Source organism: Kitasatospora sp. NPDC043949 (assembly GCF_056435365.1).
In genome coordinates this window covers 26,350-50,505 of record NZ_JBWKEQ010000011.1, presented here as the reverse complement: position 1 = coordinate 50,505, position 24,156 = coordinate 26,350, and the positions used below count along the sequence as shown (strand labels likewise).

Genomic DNA, 24,156 nt, shown 5'->3' with positions numbered 1-24,156 from the left:
GGCGGGGCGGGGGCCGCGGGCGGGCGGGGGCGGGTCAGTGGCAGCCGCAGGCGGCGAGGCGGGCGGCGATGCGGTCCATGGCGGCGCGCGCGGTGTCGGCGGGGGCGGTGGTGCGGGTCATGACGGCGAAGGCGAGGAGGCGGCCGTCGGCGTCGACGACGGTGCCGGCGAGGGTGTTGACGCCGCTGAGGGTCCCGGTCTTGGCACGGATCAGGCCGGCCGCGTCGGCGGCGCCCGAGCCGGTGCCGTAGCGCTTGCCGAGGGTGCCGGTGAAGCCGGCGATGGGCAGGCCGGTGAGGACCGGGCGCAGGGTCGGGTGCTGGTCGGAGGCGGCCAGGGCGAGGAGTCGGACGAGGACGGCCGGCGGGACGGCGTTGCCCGGGTGCAGTCCGCTGCCGTCGTTCAGGGACACGCCCGCCATCGGCACGCCGAGCTTGGCGAGTTCCCGGGTGACGGCGGTGGCGGCGCCCTCGAAGCTGGCCGGTTGGCCCGCGGCGAGGGCCGCCTGACGGGCCATCGCCTCGCCGATCTGGTTGTCGGAGGTGGTGAGCATGCGCTCGACCAGCCGGGCGACGGTCGGCGAGTCCACCCGGCCGAGGACGGGGGCGGCGGAAGCGGCCGGGGCGGCGGCGGGCCTGGCCGTGCCGTCGACGGTGACGCCCTGGGCCTTGAGCAGAGCGGCGAAGATCTCGGCGGCCTTCCCGGCCGGGTCGGCGACCCGGGCCGGCGCATCGTCACGGCTCTTGGGGTCCACCTTGGCCTCGTCGACCATCAACGGGACGACCAGGGCGATGTTCTGCCCGTCGTGGTTCTTGTGCTGCGGGTTGCCCGCGTACATCGACAGGTCGTAGTCGAGCTTGACGGTGGTGGTGCCGGCGGCCTTGAGGGCGGCGGCGGTCTGCCGGGCCAGGGCGTCGAGCGAGGCGGGGGCGGTGTCGGCGTCGGCCGCCCGGCCGCCGATCTGGACCTGGTCGGCGGGCAGTGCGGTGAGCGTCGGGTCGCCGCCGCCGACCAGGGTGATCGTGCCGGGGTCCGCGCCCCGGACCACCCGGGTGGTCAGCCGGGTGTCGCCGGGGATCAGCGACAGGGCCGCGATCGCGGTGGCCAGCTTGGTGGTGGAGGCGGGGGTGGCCGGGGTGTTCTCGCCGGAGCCGTACAGGAGTTGGCCGTCGGCGGCGTCCGCGACGGCGAAGGTGACGGTGCCGAGGCTCTTGTCGGCGACGGCGGCGGCGAGCGCCTGCTGGAGGCCCTGGGCGGTGGGTGCGGCGGCGGGGCCGCCGGCCTCGACGGTGGCCAGGACCGCGCCGGGGGCGGGGGCCGGGCGGGCGCCGCCGCCCGGGGCGGGGGCCGAGCCGGTGGGGCCCGTGGAGCCGGTGCCGGTGGGCGTGGAGCCGCCGGTGGTGCCGGGGGCGGTGGGCTGTTCGCCCGGGCGGGTGGCCGGGGTGTCGCCCGGCCTGGGCTTGCCGTCGCCCCTCCCCCGGCCGCCCTTCCCGCCGTCGCGGCCGTCCCGGCCGTCGCCCTCGCCGTGCTCGGTGCTGTGGCCGCCGGGGCCCGGGGAGGGCTGCGCGTACGCTCCGCCCGAGGTCAGGACCGTTCCGGCGACCAGCAGGGCCGCTCCGAACAGTCCCGCGGCCGTCCCCCTGCGGCGGCGCGCCGCCCCGACCCCTGTTCCCACCGACCGGCCCCTTTCCTGAGCACTCACTCCCGTAGGAGACACTTGGATTCTGTCAGTCCCTACCTTGGAGGAACCGTTGGAATTCGACGTCCTTATCGAAATCCCGAAGGGCTCTCGTAACAAGTACGAGGTCGACCACGAGAGCGGCCGGCTGCGGCTCGACCGGATGCTCTTCACCTCGACCCGCTACCCGGCCGACTACGGCTACGTGGAGGGCACGCTCGGCGAGGACGGCGACCCGCTGGACGCGCTGGTGATCCTGGACGAGCCGACCTTCCCGGGTTGCCTCATCAAGTGCCGTGCCATCGGCATGTTCCAGATGACCGACGAGGCCGGCGGCGACGACAAGCTGCTGTGCGTTCCGGCCACCGACCCGCGCTGGGAGCACCTGCGGGACATCCACCACGTGTCGGAGTTCGACCGCCTGGAGATCCAGCACTTCTTCGAGGTCTACAAGGACCTGGAGCCCGGCAAGTCCGTCGAGGGCGCCAACTGGGTCGGCCGCGCCGAGGCCGAGGCCGAGGTCACCGCTTCGATCAAGCGTCTGGCGGAGCAGGGCGGTCACTGAGCCGTCGTTCCGATCTCGTTCGATCAGATAGTTCTGAGCAGTTCGAGGTAGGTCGGGGCAGCCGGAGGCCGGGGTTCGCGGATTCGTCCGCGGGCCCCGGCCTTCGCCGTGTCCGGGGCCGGGCGCGGCCGTCTTGCCGACAGCCTGTCGGCAAGACGGCTTGTTAGGTTAGGCTAACCAAAACAGTCGGGGCCGAATCCGATCCTGGAGGCCGCATGCCCACGCCCGAGCCCGTCCCGTTCTCCACCGCGCTCCGCACCGCCAGCAGCGAGGAGCACGAGGCTGCGGAGCAGTCCTCGTTCATGAGCCACCTGCTGGGCGGACGGCTCGGGGTCGAGGCCTACGCCGACCTCACCGGCCAGCTCTGGTACGTCTACCGGGCCCTGGAGAACCGCGCCGGACACCTGGCCGAGCACCCGCTCGCCGGGCCCTTCATCGACCGGGCGCTGCTGCGCACCGCCGCCATCGAGCGCGACCTGGCGCACCTGCGCGGGCCGGACTGGCGGGACGGCCTGGCGCCGCTGCCCGCCACCGCCGCGTACGTCGCGCGGGTGGAGGAACTGGCCGAGACGTGGCCGGCCGGGTACATCGCGCACCACTACACCCGCTACCTGGGCGACCTGTCCGGCGGTCAGATCATCCGCGGCATCGCCGAGAAGACCTGGGGCTTCGAGCGCAAGGGCGACGGCGTGCGGTTCTACGTCTTCGAGGAGGTCGACAATCCGGCCGCCTTCAAGCGCGAGTACCGGGCCCGGCTGGACGCCGCCGGGCTGGCGATGGACGAGGTGGAGCGGCGCCGGGTGGTCGAGGAGTGCAAGCGGGCCTTCGTGCTCAACGGCGCGGTCTTCCGGGACCTGGACGCGCGCTACCCCCTGAGCGCCTGAACGTTTCTCCTGAGGCGCACCCGCCCGGGTGCGCCAACGGATCGGCCCCGGCGAGCGGTTGCTCGCCGGGGCCGCCGCGCGTCCCGGGGGTGCGTCAGGAGCGCGCGCCGCGCCGGTTGCGCACCAGCACGGTGGCGCTGCCGCCGACCAGCAGCAGACCGGCCGCGGTGGCCAGCAGCGGGACCACCGGGGTCTCCGAACCGGTGGCGGCCAGCACGCCGCCCGCACCGCCCGCGCTGCCCGCACCGGTCAGGCCGCCGCCGGTGGTCAGCGAGGCGCCGCCGACCGTGCCGGTGCCCGAACCCTGGCCTCCGGCAGGCTGGTTGGCGCCACCGGCACCGGACCCGGCGGTCGGCGGGGTGGCCGGCAGCTTGGCGTCCTTGTCGAACGCCAGGGTGGCGCTGACCGGGTCCAGGGCCGTGCCCGCCGGGTAGTTGGAGAACACCGGGACACCCTCGGCGGTGAGCGTGGCCGGGACGCCGGAGAGCGTCACCACGCCGTTGACCGGCTTCAGGGCGGAGGCGGGCACGTCCAGCTTGGCGATCCGCGCGCCGCTCAGCGACGTCGCCTTGCCGTCGGGGGACTTGCCGTTCACGTCGGCGGTCAGGAAGGCGCCGCCCTGGTCGATCGTCAGGCCCAGCTTGGAGAGCGTGGTGTCGAGCGCCCAGCCGTCCTTGCCGGGGTGGCCGAGGAAGCGGACCGAGCCGTCGAAGGCGGCGGTCAGCGAGTGGTCGGCGGTGTTGTAGCCGCCGGTGGCGCCGCCGAAGCGGTAGTCGGCCGCGCCGCCGCCGAACTCGACCTTGCCGCTCGCCATCGGGGTGGCCAGGTACGCGCGGAAGCTCTCCTTGACCGTCCAGTCGAGGGTCCCGTTCAGCACGGGCAGCCGACCGGGGGCGCCGGTGGGCGCCGGGGTCCCGGTCGCGGACGGGGTGGCGCTCGTGGACGGCGAGGCGGTGGCACTCGGCGACTGCGTCGCGGACGGCGTCGAGGTGGCCGACGGCGTGGCGGAGGGCGTGGCCGTCGGCGTGCCGGTGGCGGACGGCGAGGCGGTCGGCGTGCCCGTGGCGGACGGCGTCGACGTCGGGGTCGGGGCCGTCGGCGAAGCGGTGGCGGTCGGCGACGGCGTCGCCGGGCTCTGCTTCAGCAGCAGCGACAGCGGGTCCATGTCCGCCCCGGCCGCGTAGAAGCCCGCGAAGGCCTTGGCGCCCTGCTCGGTCAGCTTCGCCGCCGTCGGCACCCCGGTGGTGGTGTCCCGCCCGACGGTGAACGTCACCAGCGGCACGTCGTCCCGTCGGGTGACCTCGGTGGCGCCCATCGACTCCTTGGAGGCGGTGTCGGCGGTGAGCGTGCCGGTCGTCCCGGCGGTGGTGACCTTGAGGTCGCTGAGGGCGACGTCCAGCGCGCCGTGGTGGGCGGTGAAGCGGACCCCGCCGGTGAAGGAGGAGCTCAGCGCGTGGGTGGCGAGGTCGTACGTGGCGTTCGCCAGGCCGAAGTGGAAGGTGCCGTCGGCGTTGGTGGTGGCGCCGCCGGTCAGTTCGATGGCGCCGCCCTGGGAGGCCGGGCCGCTGACGTAGCTGCGGAAGCTGGCCTTCACGCCCCAGTCCAGCGAGCCGGTGTCGTACGTGACGCTGCCGGGACCACCCGCGCCGAAGGCCAGTGCGGGGGCGCCGAGGGCGGTCAGGCCGAGGCCGGCGGTGGCGGCCGCGAGGGCGGCCAGCCGGGTGCGGTTGCGGGACATGGTGGGTACTCCGTTCGGATGGGGCGGGGGGAGGGAGCGGGGGGACGCTCCGGGGTGTCAGGCCGCGTCGCCGGGGCCCGGCGCGGCACCGGGGCCGCCGTCGGCGCCCGCGCCCGACGCGGCGGCCGCGCGGCGGCGCCGGACGAGCAGGCCGCCGGTCACGGCGAGCGCGGCCACCAGCACGGCGCCGCCGGCCACGGCCGCCACCGGGAAGCCGCCCGGGGAGGAGGCGGCGGCGACGGGCGCGGCGGAGGGGCCGGTGGCGGGGGTCGCGGTGGCGCTCGGCGCGGTGGCCGGGGCGCTGCCGAGGTCGGGCAGCGGGGGCAGCGCGGCGGCCGGGTCGAGCGCGACGGCGAAGCTCAGCGGGTCCATCTCGGTGCCGGCCGGGTAGAGGCCGCCGAAGGCCTTGGCGCCGCCCTCGGTGAGCTTCAGCGGCACCTCGACGGCCTTCAGCAGGCCGCCCTCGGGCTTGAGGCCGGCCGGGTCGAAGGCGGCCAGCTCGACGCCGGTGAGCTGCTGGGTGGCGCCGTCCGGGGTCCGGCCGGAGACGTCCGCGACCAGTCGGCCCTGGCCTCCGGCCACGGTGACGCCCGGGTTGGCGAGGGTGAGGTCCAGGCCGTAGGTGTCGCCGCTGCGCAGGCCGGTGAAGCGCACGGTGCCGGTGAAGGCAGCGGTGAGGTCGCCGTTGGCGGGGTCGTAGCCGCCCTTGGCCGGGGTCCAGCGGAAGTAGGCGCCGCCGTCCGCCGCGCCGGCGCCGAGTTCCCAGCGGCCCTGGGCGATCGCGCCGGTGACGTAGTCGCGGAAGGTGCGGCGCACGCCCCAGTCGAGGGCGCCGTTCGCGAACTCGGTCCGGGCGGGGGCCTGGGCGACGGGCGGGGCGGTCGGGGTCTCGGCGGTCGCCGACGGCGTCGGCACGGCGGCCGCCGAGGGGGTGGCCGCGGCGGTCGGCGACGGGGTCGACGAAGTCGGCTGCGCGGCGGGCAGGTTGACCGAGAGGGTGAGCGGGTCCAGGGCCGTCCCGGCGGGGTAGAAGTTGCCGAAGGCCTTGGCCCCGGCGTCGGTGAGGGTGCCCGGCACGTTGCTGAGCGTCAGGGTGCCGGCCGCGCCGCGCAGGTCGACGCCGGCCAGTGAGAGCTCGGCCAGTTTGGCCTGGCTCGCGCTGCTGACCTGCCCGGTGTCCTTGGACTTGCTGCTGACGTCGGCGTACAGCCCGGCCGCGCCGCCCTGGACGGCCCGGACGGTGAGCCGGCCGAGGCTCAGGTCGAGCGCGTTGGCGCCGTTCTCCTGGTGCCCGGTGAACCGGACCCCGCCGGAGAAGGCGGCGGTCAGCGCACCGGTCGCCGGGTCGTAGCCGCCGGTCGCGGAGTGGAACCGGAAGGTGCTGCCGCCGACCGTGGCCGCGCCGCCGTTGAGCGTCCAACTCCCCTTGGCGATGGGCCCGGTGATGTATGTCAGGAAGGACTGCTTGATGCCCCAGTCCAGCCGTCCGCCGGCGACCTTGCCCTCCGCCGCGTGCGCCGGGCCGGGCGACAGGCCCACCGCCAGCAGGGCGGCGAGGGCGGCCACCAGGGTGGCGGCCAGACGGCGGAGCCGGCTGGACAGGGGCACGGCGGATCACTCCTCGGCGAGGTGCGGTCAGTGGCGGTGAAGGACGCGGCAAGGGAGGGGTCGGGCGTGGCGCCGACCCCCTTGCGGAACTCAGGTAAGGCTAACCTAATATATGAGTCAAGAGTCCCGCCGCGACCCCTCCACCAGGACCAGAGCGGCGACAACTCCCAGTGAAGGGAAGCGCGTTGAGCAGCAGTACGATCCGAACCGGGGCGGCCCGCGGGCCCGCCCTCCTGCTGCTCGCCCTCGGCCTGCTGCTCGCCCTCACCGCCTGCGGCCCGTCCGGCACCGCCGGCGGAGCGGCCGCGGCGAGCTCCTCCCGGGCCCCCGACGCGGTCGAACCGCTGCCCGTCGAGCCCGTCCCGCAGCTCCCGGCCACCACCGCCTCCGTCGACGGCCGCCAGGTCACCGTCACCAGCGCCGAGCGGATCATCCCGCTCAACGGCAGCCTCTCCGAGCTGGTGTTCAGCCTCGGCCTCGGCCCCAAGGTGGTCGCCCGGGACGTCTCCACCACCTTCCAGCAGGCCGCCGCCCTGCCGGTGATCACCCAGGCCCACGACGTGTCCGCCGAGGGCGTGCTGTCGCTGCACCCCACCGTCGTCCTCGCCGACCGCTCCACCGGCCCGGCCGAGGCCATCGCGCAGATCCGCGCGGCCGGCGTCCCGCTGCTCGTCCTGGACGACGCCAAGCGGCTCGCCGACGTCGGCCCGCGCATCGACACCGTCGCCGCCGCCCTCGGAGTCCCGGACGCCGGACGGCAGTTGAAGGAACGCACCGAACAGCGGATCGACGAGGCCAGGGCCGCCGCCCCGGCCGCCGCCCGCCACCCCAAGGTCGCCTTCCTCTACCTGCGCGGCAGCGCCTCCGTCTACCTGCTCGGCGGGCCCGCCTCCGGCGCCGGCTCGCTGATCGAGGCGGTCGGCGGCCAGGACGCCGGCACCGCCGCCGGCCTCACCGGCGACTTCACCCCGCTCACCAGCGAGGCCCTGGTCAAGGCCGCGCCCGACGCCATCCTCGTGATGAGCAAGGGCCTGGACTCGGTCGGCGGCGTCGACGGCCTGCTCAAGCTGCCCGGCGTCGCCCAGACCCCGGCCGGCCTCGACCGCCGGATCGTCTCGATCGAGGACGGCCAACTGCTCAGCTACGGCCCGCGCACCCCCCAGGTGCTCCGCGAGATCGCCGCCCAGCTCTACCCGGCGGACGCCAAGTGACCACCGCCGTACGGGCGAAGACCGCGCCCGCCGTCAGCAGGACCACCCTGATCACCGCCGGGCTCGCCGCCGCCCTGGTGCTCTGCGCCCTGCTCGCCGCCGGCATCGGCGCCTACCGCATCCCGCTCGGTGACATCCTGGCCTCCGCCGCCCACCGGCTCGGCCTCGGCGGGCACGCCCTGGACCGGGTGCCCGAGTCGGTGCTGTGGAACGTCCGGCTCCCCCGGGTGGTGCTCGCCCTGCTCGTCGGCGGCTCGCTCGGCTGCGCCGGGGCGCTGATGCAGGGCGTGTTCGGCAACCCGCTGGCCGAGCCCGCCGTGATCGGCGTCTCCTCGGGCGGCGCGGTCGGCGCGGTGGCCTGCATCGTGCTCGGCCTGGACGCCCTCGGCAGCTGGACGATCACCGCCTTCGCCTTCGCCAGCGGCCTGCTGACCGTCTTCGCGGTGTACCTGATGGCCCGCTCCGGCGGCCGCACCGAGGTGGTCACGCTGATCCTCACCGGGGTCGCCGTGAACGCCTTCTGCGGCGCGCTGATCGGGATCTTCCTGTTCACCGCCGACTCCGCCGCGATCAGCCAGGTCACCTTCTGGCAACTCGGCTCGCTCTCCCAGGCCACCTGGGGCAAGGTGCTCGCCGTCCTGCCGTTCGCCGCCGTCGGCCTGGCCGTCGCCCCGCTGTACGCCCGCAAGCTGGACCTGCTGGCCCTCGGCGAACGCCCGGCCCGCCACCTCGGGGTGGACGTCGAGCGGATGCGGCTGGTGCTGATCACCGTCGTCGCGCTGCTCACCGCCGCGGCCGTCGCGGTCAGCGGCATCATCGGCTTCGTCGGGCTGGTCGTCCCGCACCTGCTGCGGATGCTGGCCGGGCCCGGCCACCGCTTCCTGCTGCCCGCCTCGGCGCTCGGCGGCGCGCTGGTCCTGGTGGCCGCCGACCTCGCCGCCCGCACCGTCGCCGAGCCGGCCGAGCTGCCGCTCGGGGTGCTCACCGCACTGATCGGCAGTCCGTTCTTCTTCTGGCTGCTGCGCCGGACCAGGAGTCGGCAGGGAGGCTGGGCATGAGATTGCGAACCCCCCGGCAGGTGCCCGAACGGCCCCTGCCCGGAACCGAGTTGCTGACCGCCGAGACCGTCCGGCTGACCATCGGCGGGCGCGCCCTGCTGGACGGCGCGTCGGTGCGGGTCGCCGCCGGAGAGGTGGTCGCGCTGCTCGGGCCGAACGGCGCCGGCAAGTCCACCCTGCTGTCCGTCCTGGCCGGCGACGTCCGGCCGGACGGCGGCGAGGTCCGGCTGCGCGGCCGCCCGCTGGCCGGCTACGGCGCCGCCGAGCTCGCCCTGCACCGCGCGCTGCTGCCGCAGTCCGCCGCGCTGTCCTTCCCGTTCCCCGCCGACGAGGTGGTCCGGATGGGCCGCGCCCCCTGGACCGGCACGGCGTCCGCCGCCGAGGACGAGGCCGTGGTCGCCGAGGCGATGGCCGCCACCGAGTCCGCCGCCTTCGCCGGGCGCCCGTTCACCGCGCTGTCCGGCGGCGAGCGGGCCCGGGTGGCACTGGCCCGGGTGCTGGCCCAGCGCGCGTCGCTGCTGCTCCTGGACGAGCCGACCGCCGCCCTGGACCTGCGCCACCAGGAGCTGGTGCTGCGGGTCGCCAGGGAACGCGCCGCCGCCGGGGACGGCGTGGTCGTGGTGCTGCACGACCTGTCCCTGGCGGCGGCCTACGCGGACCGGGTGGTACTGCTGAACGCCGGGGCGACGGTCGCGGACGGGCCGGTCGCCGAGGTGCTGCGCGCCCCGCTGCTCAGCGAGGTGTACGGCCACCCGGTCGAGGTGCTGGCGCACCCGCGCACCGGGGTGCCGCTGGTGCTGCCCGAACGCTGACCGGGCGCGGGGCCGGCGCGGCGGGGCTGCGGACGGGCCTGGGCGGGCCGCGGAAGCGGGCTCAGTCCTCCAGCCGGAAGCCGAGCTTCAGCCCGACCTGGTAGTGCTTCACCCCGCCGTCCTCCAGGTGGCCCCGGACCTGCGTCACCTCGAACCAGTCGAGGTTGCGCAGCGTCCGGGAGGCCCGCTCCACCCCGTTGCGGATCGCGGCGTCGACGCTCTCGGTCGAGGATCCGACGATCTCGGTCACCCGGTACACGTGGTCAGTCATGGCGGACTCCCTCAGCTGTGCGACGGCCCCCGGTCCACCGTGCACCGCCGCCGCTCCGCCCGCACGCCGACGGCCGCCTCCGGCCTCCCCGCATCCCCTGGAAGGCCGCCGGCAGGCCCCTGGCAGGCCCCGGGGAGGCCGCCGGCGCACCCCGGGGCGGCCGAGGGAGGCCGCGGAGGCCGCTAGAAGGCCGCCCGCACCTGCCCGACCGGGGCACCGCCGCCCAGCAGCGGGGCCGCCCCGATCCGCTCGACGGTCTCGTCCGCGCCGGTCACCCCGAGCCGGCGCAGCGCGGCCGCCAGCACCGGACCGCGGGCCCGCTCGCCGCCGTCGTCGATCTTGAAGGCGAGCGCCCGCCCGTCCGGCAGCGCCACCACCTGGACGGCCTCGGCGCCCATCTTGGACAGCGCGCCGGGGACGGCCCGCATCAGCCAGGTGTCGGCCCGGCGGGTGCCGGCCACGTACTCGGGGTGGGCGCGCATCGCGTCGGCCACCCGGCGGGGCGCCGTGCCCTCGGCGGCCAGCACCAGGCCGCGGTAGCCGCGTGCCAGGCCGGTCAGCGTGACGGCCAGCAGCGGCGCGCCGCAGCCGTCCACCCCGGCGTGCGTGGCGGTCTCGCCGGTGCCCTCCTCCAGGGCCTCGCGGGCCAGCCGCTGGATCGGGTGCCCGGGGTCGAGGTAGCTCGCGGTGTCCCAGCCGTTGGCGACGCAGGCGGCCAGCCAGCCGGCGTGCTTGCCGGAGCAGTCCATCAGGACGGGGGCGCGGCGGCCGCCGGAGCCGAGCAGCAGTTCCGCCTCGGTCTCGTCGAGCGGGAGGTCGGCAGGGGTGCGCAGGGCGGACTCGTCGAGCCCCGCGGAGCTCAGGATGGTCCGGACACCGTCGAGGTGAAACGATTCCGCGGAGTGGCTGGAGGCGGCCAGCGCCAGCAGCTCGCCCTCGATCGCCAGCCCGGCCCGCAGCGTGGCCACCGCCTGGAACGGCTTGGCGGTCGACCGGGGGAAGACCGGCGCGTCGGGGTCGCCGAGCGCGAACTCCACCGAGCCGTCGGCGGCGAGCAGCACCAGGGAGCCGTGGTGGCGGCCCTCGGTGAAGCCCGAGCGTATGACCTCGGCGAGGACGACGGGCGGGGTGGCGGACTGGGACATGGCGGGAGCCTTCCGGGGGTGAGGGTGGACCGGGGGGCGAGCCGGGCCCCGCCCGCCCGTGGTACCTCACCCGGTCAGAGCGGCCCCCCTGCGAGCAGGTCCTCGACCCGTGCTTCCCCATCACGGTACCTGCGGGTGATCTCCGCGCTGCAACCGTCGGCCGTCCGCAGCAGCCGCTGCCGCCGCCCGGACACCTCGCGCTCGTGCGCGCGCAGCCGCTCCAGCGCGGCCAGCAGTTCCTCCGCCGGGTGCGCGGCCAGGTCGGCGAGCTGGACGTCCCCCATCAGTTCGGCCGCCTCCAGCTGGGACTCGTGGCCGCGCGGCGGCCCGAGCGTGACGTGCCGGGCCGAGCGCCGCACGGTGGAGGGCGCGTCGGTCAGGATGGCCGGGAGGCGGTCCAGCAGGTCGCCGGGGGGCCCGTCGGCGCCGCCCGCCCCGGCCGGCCCGGCCGCCCGGACCGGACCGCCGGGCCGGCGGTCGAGTTCGGCGCGCAGGATGTCCATCCGCCCGTGCAGCAGCCGCCGCAGGTAGGAGAGGTCGGCCTCCTGCTCCAGGGTCTCCCGGCGCAGGATCCGCAGCTGGTCCAGGCCCAGCCGCTCCAGATCGGGCTCTATCGCCGTGCCCAGGGCCCCGGCGCCCCCGGCGACCTCCGCCACGTGCCCGGACCGGTCCCACGCCGCGCTGCTCGCGTCCATCAACCAACCCACCTGCCGTCGTCCGATCCCGCCCGCTCGCGGCACTGCGTCCCTGCCGCCGGTCCGGCCCGTCCCCCGACGGGCTCACGCGTCCCGTCCGTTGGCACGCCCGGCCGCCCCCGAAGGTTCCGGTTCCCGGCCGGAACCACCCACCGGGGCGATGCCGCCAGAACGCCTGACCTACGGGCTCGACCGCCCGGCCGAGCCCGGCCCGGTGCGGCGGACCATATGGCGCGCCGGGCCCTCCGTACGGTCCACCAGCGTGCCACCCCGCCCGGCGCGGGCGCACCGCCCGTGCACCCGAACGGCCCCCTGGCGAACGGGGGTGGCTGATATGACCGGACCTTTCCGCAGGAAGAGCGGCGCCCGACCCCGCGCAGGCGCGCACCACCCAGCGTGCACCACCTGTACACGCGCCCCTCCCGCACGCCCCGGGTGCCCGTCGGGCACGGCGCCGGGTGCCCGTCGGGCACGCCCCGGGCCTCCGGCACAATGGCGGCATGCGAGCAGTGGTGCAGCGAGTGACCGAGGCCAGGGTGACCGTGGCCGGAGAGACCGTCGGCGCGATCGAGGGGCCCGGACTCTGCGTCCTGGTCGGCGTCACCCACGAGGACACCCCGGCCAAGGCCGCCCAGCTGGCCCGCAAGCTGTGGACGCTGCGGCTGCTGCCCGCCGACGACGAGGGCGTCGAGCAGTCCTGCTCCGACCTCGGGGCCCCGCTGCTGGTGATCAGCCAGTTCACCCTCTACGGCGACGCCCGCAAGGGCCGCCGCCCGACCTGGAACGCCGCCGCCCCCGGCCCGGTCGCCGAGCCCCTGGTGGACGAGGTGGTCGCCCGACTGCGCGCGCTCGGCGCCAAGGTGGAGACGGGCCGGTTCGGCGCCGACATGCAGGTGGCGCTGGTGAACGACGGCCCGTTCACCGTCCTCGTGGAGGTCTGACCGCAGCCGGGCGCACGGGCTACTGCGGGACGATCACGTCCTGGGTGCCCGGCACCGTCCCGGCCAGCAGCACCGCGTCCACCGGGACGTTCCGCTTGACGATCGCCAGCGCGATCGGCCCCAGCTCGTGGTGGCGGGCCGAGGAGGTGACGAAGCCGAGCGGGCGCCCGTCCGGCTCCGCGGCCAGCCGCACCTGCGTCCCGTGCGGGGGCAGCGTCTCCTCGGTGCCGTCCAGGTGCAGGAAGACCAGGCGGCGCGGCGGCCGGCCCAGGTTGTGCACCCGGGCGACGGTCTCCTGTCCGCGGTAGCAGCCCTTCTGCAGGTGGACGGCGGTGCGCAGCCAGTCCACCTCGTGCGGGATGGTCCGGTGGTCGGTCTCGAAGCCCAGCCGCGGCCGGTGGCCCTCGATCCGCAGCGCCTCGTACGCCCAGACCCCCGCCGCCGGGCCGTACCCGGCGGTCAGCTTCGCCAGCTCGGCGCGCGGCACGAACAGGTCGCGCCCGTACGGGAGTTCGCGCACCGCCGCGGCGCCCTCGACGGAGGCGGTGGAGCCCGCCGGCAGGTGCACCACGGCGTACTCGGCGGTCGCGTCGGCGACCTCCACCCGGTAGAAGAACTTCATGCTCTCCAGGTAGCCCAGCAGCGCCTCCTGGGTGCCCGGCTCGACGTGCGCCCAGGTGGTGGTGCCGTCGTCGACCAGGTAGAGCGCGTGCTCGACGTGCCCGTTCGGGGAGAGCACCAGCGCCTCGGTGGCCTCCTGCGGCGCCAGCGCGCTGACGTGCTGGGTGAGCAGCAGGTGCAGCCAGGCCAGGCGGTCCTGGCCGGTGACGGTGAGCACGCCGCGGTGCGAGAGGTCCACGAAGCCCGTGCCCCGCGCGAGGTTGCGTTGCTCGCGGAAGATGTCGCCGTAGTGGGCGGCGACGCCCTCGTCGGCGCCTTCGGCGGGGACGGCTCCGGGCAGGCTCAGCAGCGGGCTCTTCATACCGGCCAGCTTACGACCGGCCGTCCGCGAGCTTGGCGGTGCAGTCGGCGCAGCGGCCGAAGATGGCGAAGTGCTTGAGGTCGGTGTCGAAGCCGTGCTGTTCGCGCAGGCTGCGGATCAGCGGCTCGGCGATCTCGGTGCCGGTCTCGGAGACCTTGTCGCAGTCCCGGCAGACCAGGTGCAGGTGGTGGTGGCGGCCGGCCAGGTGGTAGGTCGGGGCGCCGTGGCCGAGGTGGGCGTGCGAGACCAGGCCGAGTTCCTCCAGCAGCTCCAGGGTCCGGTAGACGGTGGAGATGTTGACGCCGCTGGCGGTCTGCCGGACGTGGCAGAGGATCTCGTCGGGGGTGGCGTGGTCGAGGCGGTCGACGGCTTCGAGTACGAGCTGCCGCTGCGGGGTCAGCCGGTAGCCGCGTTCGCGCAGGTCGGCCTTCCAGTCGCCGGAGAGCTGCCAGTCGGTGGTGCCGGTGTCCGCCACGGTGCTGTCCCTGCCAAGGTCGGGGGTCCTGAGGCAAGTGTAGGGACCGGCCGGCGGCCGGTCCCTACCTCACGCGAAAGCCGTACCGCTCAGCGGAGCGCCGGGCTCACTTGAAGAACGCGATGCCGTCGTCCGGCAGGTCGTTGATGTCCTTGATCAGCTGGGCCGGGCTGAGCACCTTCTTCAGCTGGGCCGACATGTACGGGCGCAGCGGCACGTTCGGGGCAGCCTTCTCGCCGACCCAGAGCAGCTCCTCGTTGACGAAGCCGTACAGCCGCTTGCCGCCCGAGTACTCCGGCGAGCCCTCGATCCGGGCGACCGCGTCCGTGGAGACGTCGATCTGCGGCTTGCCGTCGGCCAGCTCGCCGTACCAGATCTCCACGGTGCCGTCGTCGCGGACGGACGAGATCTCGATCCCGCGGACGCCGCTGGTGCCGTCGTGGTTGCTGGTGATGCGCCAGAACGCGTGCTCGTTCTCCAGCGGGCGGACCTTCTCGCCCTCGTTGTCCAGCACCCAGGTGCGGGAGCGGAACTCCAGGAAGGGCCGGCCGTCGTGCCGGATCACGATCTCCTGGCCGAAGTTGCACTTCTCGGCGCCAGGGCCCTCTTCATCTGGCAACGGGGCATAGACGCCCGCGCCCTCCCAGGTGCCGAGGAGGAAGGCGAGCGGGACGACGTCCTTGTGGAGGTCGGAGGGGATCTCGATCATGTTCCTGGTCGCTGTCGTCGTCGGTGTGGGCTGCCTCAACCGTACGGCAGGATCAGCGCTGGCCCTGGTAGAGCTTCATCACCGAGAAGATGGCGAACCAGGTGATCAGCACGGCCATGAGGGCCAGCAGACCGTCGAAGAAGATTTCCAGACCGGACACGGGTGGCTCCCAGGCGGCGACAGTGTGGTGGATTTTGCTGCCGCTCACTCTATCCGCCGGTCATCGACCGGTCGCGGTGAGCCCCACCACGTCATCGTTCGCGCCGATTCTCCTCCGCCGTCCAAGGTTTCCCCAAGGGATCCCGGGATGACGGCGAGCGGGGGCCGCGAGCCCTCTAAGGTGGCGCCATGTCGAAGAAACTCGTCATCAAGGTCACCGCCGGGGCCGATGCGCCGGAGCGGTGTTCGCAGGCGTTCACCGTCGCGGCGGTGGCCGTCGCCAGCGGGATCGAGGTCTCGCTCTGGCTGACCGGGGAGTCCTCCTGGTTCGCCCTGCCGGGGCGGGCGGCGGAGTTCGAACTGCCGCACGCGGCACCGCTTCCGGACCTGCTGGAGGCGATCCTCGCGAGCGGCTCGGTGACGCTGTGCACCCAGTGTGCGGCCCGCCGGGGGATCGTGCAGCAGGACACCGTCGAGGGCGTCCGGATCGCGGGCGCGCAGGTCTTCGTCAGCGAGATCATGGCGGACAACGTCCAGGCACTCGTCTACTGACGGCTACGGGTGCTCCTCGTGGTCGGGGCGGTCCCGGTCGTGGCCGGGCTCGTCCCACTTCGGGTCGTCCCAGCGCGGGTCGTTCCACCAGTCGTCGTCCGGGTCCCGCTTGTTGGCGAACACGGCGGCGGCCGGCGGGATCACCATCGCGACCACGCACATGCCGATGGCGGCGGGCACGGAGAAGAACCTCACCACGCCCCAGGCCAGCACGAACAGGCCCAGGCAGACGCCCATCAGGGCGAAGTAGTAATGCCGCCGCCGCCTTGTCTGCACGTCTCCACGGTACGACCGAGGGCCCTGCCGCGGCAGGGCCCTCGGTGCACTCCGCCCGTGGATCAGGCGGATCGGGTGGTTCGGGTGGCTCAGGTGGAACGGGCGGATCGGGTACCGATCAGACCGCGATCGCGACCTCGACGGCGGTGCCCTGGGAGGCCACCACCTGACGGTCCACGGTCTGGCCCGGCACCAGCGCGCGCAGGGTCCACTTGCCCGGGCGGGCGAAGAACCGGAACTGGCCGGTCGCCGAGGTGGGCACCTCGGCCGTGAACTCGCCCCCCTCGTCGAGCAGCCGGACGTAGCCGTTGACCGGCTCACCGTCGCGGGTCACCGAACCCTGGATGATCGTCTCGTTCGCCACGTCAACTCCTGCCAGGTCCGGGCCGCCGGCCTTCGCACCGCACATGTCTTGTCTTCCCTTCTGACGACGGTCGAGCCGCGGGCTCAGTTGCTGCCGAGCTCGATCGGCACGCCGACGAGGCTGCCGTACTCGGTCCACGAACCGTCGTAGTTCTTGACGTTCTCCTGGCCGAGCAGCTCGTGCAGGACGAACCAGGTGAGCGCCGAGCGCTCGCCGATGCGGCAGTAGGCGATGGTGTCCTTCGCCAGGTCGATGCCCTCGGCCTCGTACAGCGCCTTGAGCTCGTCGTCGCTCTTGAAGGTGCCGTCGTCGTTGGCGTTCTTGGCCCACGGGATGTTGCGGGCGCTCGGCACGTGGCCGGGGCGCTGCGACTGCTCCTGCGGGAGGTGCGCCGGGGCGAGCAGCTTGCCGGAGAACTCGTCGGGCGAACGGACGTCGACCAGGTTGAGCTGGCCGATGGCCGCGAGCACGTCGTCGCGGAAGGCGCGGATCGAGGAATCGGCGGCCTGCGCCCGGTACTCGGTGACCTCGCGGGCCGGCACCTCGGCGACCAGGTCGCGGGAGTCCAGCTCCCACTTCTTGCGGCCGCCGTCCAGCAGGCGGACGTCACCGTGGCCGTACAGCTTGAAGTACCAGTAGGCGTACGAGGCGAACCAGTTGTTGTTGCCGCCGTAGAGCACGACGGTGTCGTCGTTGGCGATGCCCTTGGCGCTGAGCAGCGCGTCGAAGCCGGCCTGGTCGATGAAGTCGCGGCGGACCGGGTCCTGGAGGTCCTGCTTCCAGTCGATCCGGACGGCGTTGCGGATGTGGTTCTTGTCGTACGCGGAGGTGTCCTCGTCGACCTCGACGATGACGACCTTCGGGTCGTCCAGGTGGGCCTGGACCCAGTCGGCGTCGACCAGGACGTCGCTGCGGCTCATGGTGGTGTTCTCCATCCGAGGGCGGTGTGCGGAAGGTTCTGCTCGGGAGGTGCTGCTGGGTGCCCGGGCGACTGCGGTCCGAATTCCTGTCCGAATACTGGGACGGGGGTGGCGGTCCGGGCCGACCGGCGGGGAGCTGCGGGGTGCGGCGGCGACGGCCGGCCGGGGTGGCCGGGCAAGGTCACCGGGAAAATCGGCGGCGGGCTTCAACTGCCCAGCCAAAACGCCGAGTTAGCGCATTCGACACAGACAGGCGGCCACGCGGCACAGGTCGACCGCCCGCCGCTTCGTGAGATCCGTCTGTCGCTTCATGTCGACGATGCTAGGGACACCGGAGGCCCGCTGTCATCAGCGTACCGAATGTCGAGACTGAATAGCCCGAATACCGAGATTTGACCCTTTCATGGCCTGCGGGGCCGCCGTCCCGCCCGAGGCCGGCGGCCCCGGGCGGCCCACAACGGGCGGAAACGACACCGCTCCGCGAGAGGCACCGGACGGCGCGTCTCGCGGAGCGGAACGCAGGAGACGGAAGAAATGGAAGGAACGGAGGGAGGGAGCGGGGGGGAGGGAACGGGGGGAGGGAACGGCACGGGAGCGGAAGTGACCGGCCGGTCAGCCCAGCAGGTTGACGCCCTTGCCCTCGAAGGTCAGCTGCAGGCCCTCCGGCAGCGGCGTCGCCCCGTCCTTGTCGGCCAGTTTCAGCCCGGCCGGGAGCGAGTCGAGGGTGAAGCTCATCGGCTTCAGCCGCTGGTCGGTGACCCCGGCGAACATCCCGGCCAGCGCGCTGAGCTGGAAGCCGTCCGCGGTGACGGTGCTCCCGCTGCTGTGCACCGAGCCCTCGCCGACCGCGACCGGCCCCAGCGCGGCCTTGATCTTGCCCGGCCCGCCGTACGACAGGGCCAGCCGGGTGTTGCCGCCCACCGGCAGCTTGCCCGCCCCCGACATCAGCTGGGAGGCCGGCGGCAGCAGCTGCGCGAGGTCCGCGTACGAGATCAGGCCGCTGCCGGTGCCGCTGTCCACCGTGGCACTCCTCAGGCTGTCGCTCACCGTGACGCCGGACAGCCGGGCCTTGAAGGAGCGCAGCGCCACCTGGCGGCCGCCGTCACCGACGGTCAGGCCGTCGGAGGAGATCCGGACGTCGTCCAGCTTCATCGACAGCGCCTGGGTGAGGAACGGGAAGCCCTCGATCGAGATGTCCGGCCGCTGGCTCATCCGGCCGCTGCTCACCATCCGGTCGGCGGCCTGGTCCTCGGCCACCCCGACCGCGATCCGGTCGGCACCGACCAGCAGGCCGGAGAGCACCACCAGGCCGATCGTCGCCTTCAGCCATCCGCGCATCGCACTCCCCGTCGTCGCCGGTCGCCGTCGTCGTTCGCTGTCCTCGTCCGGTGTTCCTCGCCCGGCGTTCCCTGCCCGGCGTTCCATGGCGGCCCCGGCCAAGGCCGTTCCCGCCCGACCGTACGACGTCCCGCCCCGGAGCATGGTTCCGGAGCGGGACTCGCCGTCGTCGGCCGGGTGTCAGCCGGCCAGCAGGTCCGTGGCGATCCAGATCAGCGGCGAGGCCACCGCCAGCGGCAGCGCCACGCCCGCCGTCATGTGCACGAACCGGGACGGGAAGTCGTACGCCGCGACCCGTCGGCCGACCAGCGCACCCAGCCCCGCCAGCACCCCCAGCGCCGGCGGCGCGCCCACCAGCAGACCCAGCAGCACCGCCGCCGCCAGGCCCAGCACCGGGCCCAGCAGCTTCGGGCCGGGCAACGGCGCCGCCGCCAGCACGGTGGCCAGCGCGACCGCGCCCACCCCGGCCGGCACCCAGTCGGCCACCAGCAGCGAGGTGCACAGCGCCGTCACCACCGTGGCCGAGCCGAGCACCGTCAGCGCGTAGAACCGCTCCTTCGGGTCCGAGGGACGGAACGTCTGCAGCACCAGGACCAGCAGGAAGAACCCGCCCAGCGTGCCGACCACCGCCGCCACGCTGCCCTCGGAGTCCGCCAGCAGCACCGCCGCGTCCGCGGTCAGCCCGGCCAGCGCGGCGAGCGCGATGCCCTGGCGGGCCGGCCACATCCCGTTCAGCCGGAACCAGCCGGCCGCCGTCAGCACCTGGAGCAGCGCCACCACCAGTGCCAGCGCCACCTGCCCGAGCGCGGCGCCGCCGGCCAGCAGCGCGGCCACGCCGGCGGTGATCAGCGCGGGCTGAAGGCCCGGATCGATGATCGGCGAACCGGTCCGGCCGCGCGGGCCGGCGGGCGGTGCCACCGGCGCGGGCCGCGCCGGGACGGCCGCGTACGGCGGCGCGGCCGGGGCGCCCGCCGGGCCGCCGGGGGCGACCGGGCGCTTGAGCGTCATGGTCGGCGAGTCGAGGGCGGGCGCTCCCTGCCCCTGCTGCGGGGGCGCCGTCGGCGGGGCCGCCTGCCGCGGGACCGGTGCCGGAGCGGCGTGCCGGGCCTGCGGCGGCGCGGCATGCCGTGCCGCCGGCGGCGGCGGGGCGGGCGTCCAGGCCGGCGGAGCGGTCGGCATCGCGCCGGACACGACCACCGGCGGCAGCAGCGTCGTCGCGGCCGCGTCGTCCATCGGGGGCACGGGCGGCAGCAGCGTGGTGGCCGCGTCGTCCATCGGCGGCACGGGCGGCAGCAGCGTGGTCGCCGTGGCGTCGTCCAGCGCGGGGACGGGCGGCAGCAGCGTGGTCGCCGCGTCATCCATCGGCGGCTGACCGTACCCCGGGTAGCCGTACGGCGGCTGCTGCCCCGGCTGCGGCGCCTGGGCCTGCGGGTACGGCGGCTGCGGGTACGGGGGGTGGGGCTGCTGCTGCGGATGCCGGTAGGGCGGCTGGGGCGGCGGGGGCTGCTGCGGCCACTCGCCGTAGCCGCCCTGGTTCGCGTTGTTCATGTCCGTCACGCCGCTCAGCCTCCCGCGAACGGGGGCAGCACCTCGACCGTGCCGCCCTCGGTGAGGGGCACGGCCGTGTGGTCCCGGCCGCCGACCTGGGAGCCGTCGACCAGGTAGGAGCAGTGCCCGAGCAACTGGACGAGCTTCGGCCGGTCCGCGTGCCGCCGCCTGGCCTGTGCCAGCGCCTCCGCCAGGGTCACCGCCTCGTACGGCTCCTCGGCCAGCCCGGCCTCGGACTTCGCGGCCGCCCAGTAGCGGATCGTCCCGCGCACCCGGGCGCCGCTCGCGGGCTCCGTGGTCGCACCCATCGGGCCACCCCTTCTCGTCGTCCTCGCCCGGCCCCGGTGCCCCGGTCCGGCTCGCCACCGGGCCGCCCGACCACCCGAAAGATGGACTCGCACGGCGCCGCCGATGTGCGTCCCATGATGGCGTGTCCGCCGCCACGAGGGGCAATCGCCCTGGCCGAGGGGGCCCGGAGGACGGCTCGAAGCTGTGTCCAGGCTCACCCGGCGCGCGCCCGGATTGGGCGAACCGCCGGATTCGAGCCCTCCCGGCGCGGAGGGCCGTCGGCTATTCTCGACGTCCAAGAGGGATCCGGGCAGAGTCGCCCCCGGGTCCTTTTGTGCTTTCAGGACGCCAGTACGGACATTCTTGCGATTCGTCGGCCCACCCCCGGCGCGTCGCGGGAACCGCCCCGCCCCACGCGGCACGACGACGTGCCCCGGCCGGCCGGGGTGTCCACCCGGCACCCGGGCCGCCGCCCGGGACCGGAACAAACCGGAGGGTTCGCGGGATGAACAGGGCAGAAACGGTGCGCCAGGGGTTGCGGGACCCTCGGCGCGTGCGCCGTCGCGTCCTGCGCACCGGCCGGTCCTCCGGCGCTCCTCGGGCGTCCGTCCTCCTCCCCCCGCCCTCAGCACGTGCGCCATCCGGCTGTGGCGGCAGCCGTAACGCGACCGCGACGACCCGGAAAGGGGACTACCGGGTATGAGTTCTCTCCTCCTCCTCACCAACGCTCTGCAACCCTCCGCGGAGGTGCTGCCGGCCCTCGGCCTGCTGCTGCACAACGTCCGGGTGGCCCCCGCCGAGGGATCCGCCCTGGTGGACACCCCCAGTGCGGACGTCATCCTGGTCGACGGCCGGCGCGACCTGCCGCAGATCCGTAGCCTCTGCCAGCTGCTGCGCTCCACCGGCATCGGCTGCCCGCTGATCCTGGTGGTGACCGAGGGCGGCCTCGCCGCCGTCACCGCCGAGTGGGGCATCGACGACGTCCTGCTGGACACCGCCGGCCCGGCCGAGGTCGAGGCCCGGCTGCGGCTCGCACTCGGCCGGCTCCACATCAGCACCGACGACAGCCCGATGGAGATCCGCAACGGCGACCTCTCGGTCGACGAGGCCACCTACTCCGCCAAGCTCAAGGGCCGGGCGCTCGACCTCACCTTCAAGGAGTTCGAGCTGATCAAGTACCTCGCCCAGCACCCCGGCCGGGTCTTCACCCGGGCCCAGCTGCTGCAGGAGGTCTGGGGCTACGACTACTTCGGCGGTACCCGGACGGTGGACGTGCACGTCCGACGGCTGCGCGCCAAGCTCGGCGTCGAGCACGAGCAGCTGATCGGCACCGTGCGCAACGTCGGCTACCGCTTCGTCGTCCCGGAGAAGCCGGAGAAGGGCGAGCGCCCGGAGCTCGCCCAGCGCCCCTCGGCGCCGCTGGAGGCCTGACCGGCGGCCGGGCGGGCCGACCCCGCCCGGCTTGTCCGGTTCGCTCCCCCGGCACCTGCCGAAAGCCCTGCCGGAAAGCCCCAGGTCCCACTGCCGACGCGCACGCCACACGCGTAGACTCCCCCCGTGGCCAAAGTGACGCGCGACGATGTAGCCCGGCTGGCTGGTACCTCGACCGCGGTCGTCAGCTACGTCATCAACAACGGGCCGCGCCCGGTCGCGCCCGCGACCCGGGAGAAGGTCCTCGCCGCGATCGAGCAGCTCGGCTACCGGCCGAACAGCGTCGCCCAGGCGATGGCCTCCCGCCGGACCAACCTGATCGGCATGGTCGTCCCGGACGCCCGCCAGCCCTTCTTCGCCGAGATGGCGCACGCCGTGGAACGGGCCGCCTCCGAGCGCGGCAAGCTCGTGCTGATCGGCAACTCCGACTACGTGGACGACCGCGAGGTGCACTACGTCCGGGCCTTCCTCGGCATGCGCGTCTCCGGCCTGATCCTGGTCAGCCAGGGCCCCTCGCAGCGCGCCGCCGAGGAGTTCGCCGCGATGGAGGGCGCCAAGGTCGTGCTGCTGCACCGCCGCCCCGAGGCGATCGACGACGTCGCGGTGGTCACCGACGACGTGGGCGGCGCCGAGGCCGTCGTCCGCCACCTGCTGGAGGTACACGGGCACCCGTACGTGGCCTGCTTCGGCGGCCCGGTCGAGTCCCCCGCCCCCGGCGACCCGGTCATCGACCACGTCGAGGGCTGGCAGCGCGCCATGGACGCGCACGGCCTGCCCACCGAGCCCCACCTGATCGACGCGCCCTTCCACCGCTACGGCGCGTACGAGGTCGCGCTCGGGGTACTGCGCTCGCCGGACCGGCCGCGGGCGATCTTCTGCTCCACCGACGACCAGGCGATCGGCGTGCTGCGGGCCGCCCGCGAGGTCGGCCTGAAGGTCCCGGAGGACCTCGCGGTGGCCGGCTTCGACGACGTCCCCGAGGCCGCGCTCGCCGACCCGCCGCTGACCACCGTCGCCTCCGACCGCGATGCGATGGCCCGGGCCGCCGTGGACCTGGTGCTCGACGACTCGCTGATGGTGCCCGGATCGGACACCGAGCGGGTCCGCAAGTTCCCGTCCCGCCTGGTGATCCGCCGCTCCTGCGGCTGCGGCGGCGCCGCGGCGGTCCCGACCGGGGAAGCGGAGTAGCGCACTCCGCTCCACCCGCCGCCGCACACCGCCTGACCAGGCTTTATGAGAACCCAACGGGCTTCTCGGACCCTTCTGAGCCGGTTCTCATGCCATCCTCATCCACCAGGCGGACTTTGGTCTGCATGAGCGAACAGCAGCAGCACCACGACGAGCAGTACGGCCCGTACGAGCCCCGCGTGGTCGAGGGCACCGTCCTCGGCAGCAGCGCCGCCACAACCGCCTACGGGTACCGCGAGGACCACTCGGCCGGCGGCTTCGACTCCCCGCCCCCGCCCATGCCCCCCGAGCCGCCCACCGCCGGCCGGCCCGGCGGCCACGGCGGCCACGGCAACCGCACCCGGCGCGGCCTGCTGCGCGGGCGGCTCGCCCTGGTCACCGCCGTCGCCGCGGTCGCCGCCGTCATCGGCGGCGTCACCGGCGGGTTCGTCGCCGCCGAGCAGCACGGCTCCGCCACCCGCACCAGCACCGTCGCCAGCCCCGTCTCCGCCCGCTCCGACGGCGGCGCCGACGTGCCGGCCATCGCCGCCGCCGTCTCGCCGAGCGTCGTCCAGATCACCGTCAAGAACGGCAACGGCACCGCCACCGGCACCGGCGTCATCCTCGACACCAGCGGACGGATCCTCACCAACTACCACGTGATCGACACCGCCGCCGACGGCGGCCAGATCACCGTCACCTTCAAGGACGGCTCCACCTCCGCGGCCACCGTCACCGGCACCGACAAGTCCCTCGACGTCGCCGTGATCACCGCCGGCGGCGGCAAGAACCTCACCCCCGCCACCCTCGGCGACTCCTCCGGCGTGGCCGTCGGCGACCCCGTCGTCGCCATCGGCAACCCCGACGGCCTCACCGGCACCGTCACCTCCGGCATCATCAGCGCCGAGAACCGCGACGTCACCGTCCAGCTCGACGAGGGCACCACCAGCAGCAACGGCGGCTTCGGCTTCCCCAGCCTGCCCGGCCTGCCCAACCTGCCCGGAACGCGCGGCAACCTCCCGCAGCAGAACAGCGGCAGCACCACCACCTACAAGGCCTTCCAGACCGACGCCGCCCTCAACCCCGGCAACTCCGGCGGCCCGCTCATCAACGCCAACGGCCAGGTCATCGGCATCAACTCGGCGATGTACGCCCCCAGCGGCGCCAGCTCCACCGCCGGCGGCGGCGGCAGCAGCGCCGGCAGCGTCGGCCTCGGCTTCGCCATCCCGATCAACGACATCAAGCAGGTTCTGCCGAAACTGGAGGCCGGCCAGAACCTGTAAGACGGACAATTACCCCCGGTACTCCCAGCAGGCCCTCCACCCGACGAGAAAGGGCAGC

26 protein-coding genes are annotated in these 24,156 nt (G+C 74.5%); 10 read left to right on the top strand and 16 right to left on the bottom strand.

Translation table 11 applies throughout. The annotated features are described in order from the left end of the window. Positions 1 to 34: 34 nt before the first annotated feature. Positions 35 to 1,675 (bottom strand): D-alanyl-D-alanine carboxypeptidase/D-alanyl-D-alanine endopeptidase, encoded by a 1,641-nt coding sequence (gene dacB, locus AC07AL_RS11770; RefSeq protein ID WP_478317369.1) that lies wholly within the window; start codon positions 1,673 to 1,675, stop codon positions 35 to 37. 76 nt (positions 1,676 to 1,751) lie between these two features. Here dacB and AC07AL_RS11765 point away from each other — a divergent pair, with 76 nt between their 5' ends. Together AC07AL_RS11765 and AC07AL_RS11760 are read left to right on the top strand one after the other, a co-directional pair. Continuing rightward, positions 1,752 to 2,243 carry an inorganic diphosphatase gene (locus AC07AL_RS11765; RefSeq protein ID WP_063348256.1) on the top strand — a complete coding sequence of 164 codons (492 nt, stop codon included), beginning with the start codon at positions 1,752 to 1,754 and terminating at the stop codon, positions 2,241 to 2,243. 215 nt (positions 2,244 to 2,458) lie between these two features. Continuing rightward, entirely contained in the window at positions 2,459 to 3,127 is a 669-nt protein-coding gene (locus tag AC07AL_RS11760) for a biliverdin-producing heme oxygenase (RefSeq protein ID WP_363586572.1), read from the top strand. Positions 3,128 to 3,221: 94 nt separating this feature from the next. Here AC07AL_RS11760 and AC07AL_RS11755 read toward each other — a convergent pair whose 3' ends face one another. Together AC07AL_RS11755 and AC07AL_RS11750 are read right to left on the bottom strand one after the other, a co-directional pair. Beyond that, positions 3,222 to 4,865, bottom strand: coding sequence for an HtaA domain-containing protein (locus AC07AL_RS11755; RefSeq protein ID WP_478317368.1), 1,644 nt, complete (start codon positions 4,863 to 4,865; stop codon positions 3,222 to 3,224). A gap of 57 nt (positions 4,866 to 4,922) precedes the next feature. Next, on the bottom strand, positions 4,923 to 6,473 hold the full coding sequence (locus tag AC07AL_RS11750; protein ID WP_363632088.1) for an HtaA domain-containing protein: 1,551 nt from the start codon (positions 6,471 to 6,473) through the stop codon (positions 4,923 to 4,925). A 185-nt stretch (positions 6,474 to 6,658) separates the two neighbouring features. On the opposite strand from AC07AL_RS11750, the gene AC07AL_RS11745 reads away from it, so the two are divergent. The 3 genes from AC07AL_RS11745 to AC07AL_RS11735 are packed head-to-tail and all read left to right on the top strand — an operon-like array spanning position 6,659 to position 9,554. Next, positions 6,659 to 7,684, top strand: a complete 1,026-nt coding sequence (locus AC07AL_RS11745) for a heme/hemin ABC transporter substrate-binding protein (protein ID WP_400808916.1) — start codon at positions 6,659 to 6,661, stop codon at positions 7,682 to 7,684. After that, entirely contained in the window at positions 7,681 to 8,742 is a 1,062-nt protein-coding gene (locus AC07AL_RS11740; protein WP_363586567.1) for a FecCD family ABC transporter permease, read from the top strand. The genes AC07AL_RS11745 and AC07AL_RS11740 overlap by 4 nt, the downstream gene beginning before the upstream one ends. Then, positions 8,739 to 9,554, top strand: coding sequence for a heme ABC transporter ATP-binding protein (locus AC07AL_RS11735; protein ID WP_363586566.1), 816 nt, complete (start codon positions 8,739 to 8,741; stop codon positions 9,552 to 9,554). Before AC07AL_RS11740 ends, AC07AL_RS11735 begins: the two co-directional genes overlap by 4 nt. Positions 9,555 to 9,615: 61 nt before the next feature. Here AC07AL_RS11735 and AC07AL_RS11730 read toward each other — a convergent pair whose 3' ends face one another. The 3 genes from AC07AL_RS11730 to AC07AL_RS11720 all read right to left on the bottom strand — a co-directional run bounded on the left by AC07AL_RS11730 (position 9,616) and on the right by AC07AL_RS11720 (position 11,665). Further along, complete coding sequence (locus tag AC07AL_RS11730; RefSeq protein WP_063348261.1) at positions 9,616 to 9,825, bottom strand: dodecin; 210 nt, start codon at positions 9,823 to 9,825, stop codon at positions 9,616 to 9,618. 182 nt (positions 9,826 to 10,007) lie between these two features. Next, positions 10,008 to 10,970, bottom strand: a complete 963-nt coding sequence (locus tag AC07AL_RS11725) for an asparaginase (RefSeq protein WP_363586565.1) — start codon at positions 10,968 to 10,970, stop codon at positions 10,008 to 10,010. 74 nt (positions 10,971 to 11,044) lie between these two features. Then, on the bottom strand, positions 11,045 to 11,665 hold the full coding sequence (locus AC07AL_RS11720; RefSeq protein ID WP_363632086.1) for an RsiG family protein: 621 nt from the start codon (positions 11,663 to 11,665) through the stop codon (positions 11,045 to 11,047). A gap of 500 nt (positions 11,666 to 12,165) precedes the next feature. Here AC07AL_RS11720 and dtd point away from each other — a divergent pair, with 500 nt between their 5' ends. Continuing rightward, positions 12,166 to 12,606, top strand: coding sequence for a D-aminoacyl-tRNA deacylase (gene dtd / locus AC07AL_RS11715; RefSeq protein ID WP_363586563.1), 441 nt, complete (start codon positions 12,166 to 12,168; stop codon positions 12,604 to 12,606). A gap of 19 nt (positions 12,607 to 12,625) precedes the next feature. Here dtd and ygfZ read toward each other — a convergent pair whose 3' ends face one another. The 3 genes from ygfZ to AC07AL_RS11700 form a co-directional block, all read right to left on the bottom strand. Then, positions 12,626 to 13,588, bottom strand: coding sequence for a CAF17-like 4Fe-4S cluster assembly/insertion protein YgfZ (gene ygfZ, locus AC07AL_RS11710; RefSeq protein ID WP_363586562.1), 963 nt, complete (start codon positions 13,586 to 13,588; stop codon positions 12,626 to 12,628). A 10-nt stretch (positions 13,589 to 13,598) separates the two neighbouring features. Further along, positions 13,599 to 14,063 (bottom strand): Fur family transcriptional regulator, encoded by a 465-nt coding sequence (locus tag AC07AL_RS11705; RefSeq protein WP_363586561.1) that lies wholly within the window; start codon positions 14,061 to 14,063, stop codon positions 13,599 to 13,601. Positions 14,064 to 14,169: 106 nt separating this feature from the next. Beyond that, positions 14,170 to 14,772, bottom strand: a complete 603-nt coding sequence (locus AC07AL_RS11700; protein WP_063348266.1) for a heme-binding beta-barrel domain-containing protein — start codon at positions 14,770 to 14,772, stop codon at positions 14,170 to 14,172. A 348-nt stretch (positions 14,773 to 15,120) separates the two neighbouring features. On the opposite strand from AC07AL_RS11700, the gene AC07AL_RS11695 reads away from it, so the two are divergent. Next, entirely contained in the window at positions 15,121 to 15,483 is a 363-nt protein-coding gene (locus AC07AL_RS11695; protein ID WP_063348267.1) for a DsrE family protein, read from the top strand. Positions 15,484 to 15,486: 3 nt separating this feature from the next. Here AC07AL_RS11695 and AC07AL_RS11690 read toward each other — a convergent pair whose 3' ends face one another. The 7 genes from AC07AL_RS11690 to AC07AL_RS11660 form a co-directional block, all read right to left on the bottom strand. After that, the gene (locus AC07AL_RS11690; RefSeq protein ID WP_350885170.1) at positions 15,487 to 15,759 is read right to left on the bottom strand and encodes a DUF3099 domain-containing protein; all 273 of its coding nucleotides are present in this window, start codon (positions 15,757 to 15,759) and stop codon (positions 15,487 to 15,489) included. Positions 15,760 to 15,877: 118 nt separating this feature from the next. Next, positions 15,878 to 16,168: a DUF1416 domain-containing protein gene (locus tag AC07AL_RS11685; protein WP_030059605.1), complete on the bottom strand. Its 291-nt coding sequence runs from the start codon at positions 16,166 to 16,168 to the stop codon at positions 15,878 to 15,880. Positions 16,169 to 16,206: 38 nt separating this feature from the next. Then, entirely contained in the window at positions 16,207 to 17,043 is an 837-nt protein-coding gene (locus AC07AL_RS11680; protein ID WP_363632085.1) for a sulfurtransferase, read from the bottom strand. 231 nt (positions 17,044 to 17,274) lie between these two features. Further along, positions 17,275 to 17,355 (bottom strand): Ms5788A family Cys-rich leader peptide, encoded by an 81-nt coding sequence (locus tag AC07AL_RS11675; protein WP_350517234.1) that lies wholly within the window; start codon positions 17,353 to 17,355, stop codon positions 17,275 to 17,277. A gap of 300 nt (positions 17,356 to 17,655) precedes the next feature. After that, the gene (locus tag AC07AL_RS11670; RefSeq protein ID WP_363586559.1) at positions 17,656 to 18,381 is read right to left on the bottom strand and encodes an LmeA family phospholipid-binding protein; all 726 of its coding nucleotides are present in this window, start codon (positions 18,379 to 18,381) and stop codon (positions 17,656 to 17,658) included. 180 nt (positions 18,382 to 18,561) lie between these two features. Beyond that, positions 18,562 to 19,938 carry a hypothetical protein gene (locus AC07AL_RS11665; RefSeq protein ID WP_363586558.1) on the bottom strand — a complete coding sequence of 459 codons (1,377 nt, stop codon included), beginning with the start codon at positions 19,936 to 19,938 and terminating at the stop codon, positions 18,562 to 18,564. Positions 19,939 to 19,943: 5 nt separating this feature from the next. Beyond that, on the bottom strand, positions 19,944 to 20,237 hold the full coding sequence (locus AC07AL_RS11660) for a MoaD/ThiS family protein (RefSeq protein WP_363586557.1): 294 nt from the start codon (positions 20,235 to 20,237) through the stop codon (positions 19,944 to 19,946). A 679-nt stretch (positions 20,238 to 20,916) separates the two neighbouring features. Here AC07AL_RS11660 and AC07AL_RS11655 point away from each other — a divergent pair. The 3 genes from AC07AL_RS11655 (at position 20,917) to AC07AL_RS11645 (ending at position 24,098) form a co-directional block, all read left to right on the top strand. Further along, positions 20,917 to 21,648: a response regulator transcription factor gene (locus tag AC07AL_RS11655; protein WP_350885162.1), complete on the top strand. Its 732-nt coding sequence runs from the start codon at positions 20,917 to 20,919 to the stop codon at positions 21,646 to 21,648. Between the two features lie 126 nt (positions 21,649 to 21,774). After that, the gene (locus AC07AL_RS11650; protein WP_363632082.1) at positions 21,775 to 22,836 is read left to right on the top strand and encodes a LacI family DNA-binding transcriptional regulator; all 1,062 of its coding nucleotides are present in this window, start codon (positions 21,775 to 21,777) and stop codon (positions 22,834 to 22,836) included. A 125-nt stretch (positions 22,837 to 22,961) separates the two neighbouring features. Beyond that, a complete protein-coding gene (locus AC07AL_RS11645; RefSeq protein WP_478317367.1) occupies positions 22,962 to 24,098 on the top strand; it encodes a S1C family serine protease in 1,137 nt (378 codons plus the stop codon). Positions 24,099 to 24,156 lie beyond the last annotated feature (58 nt).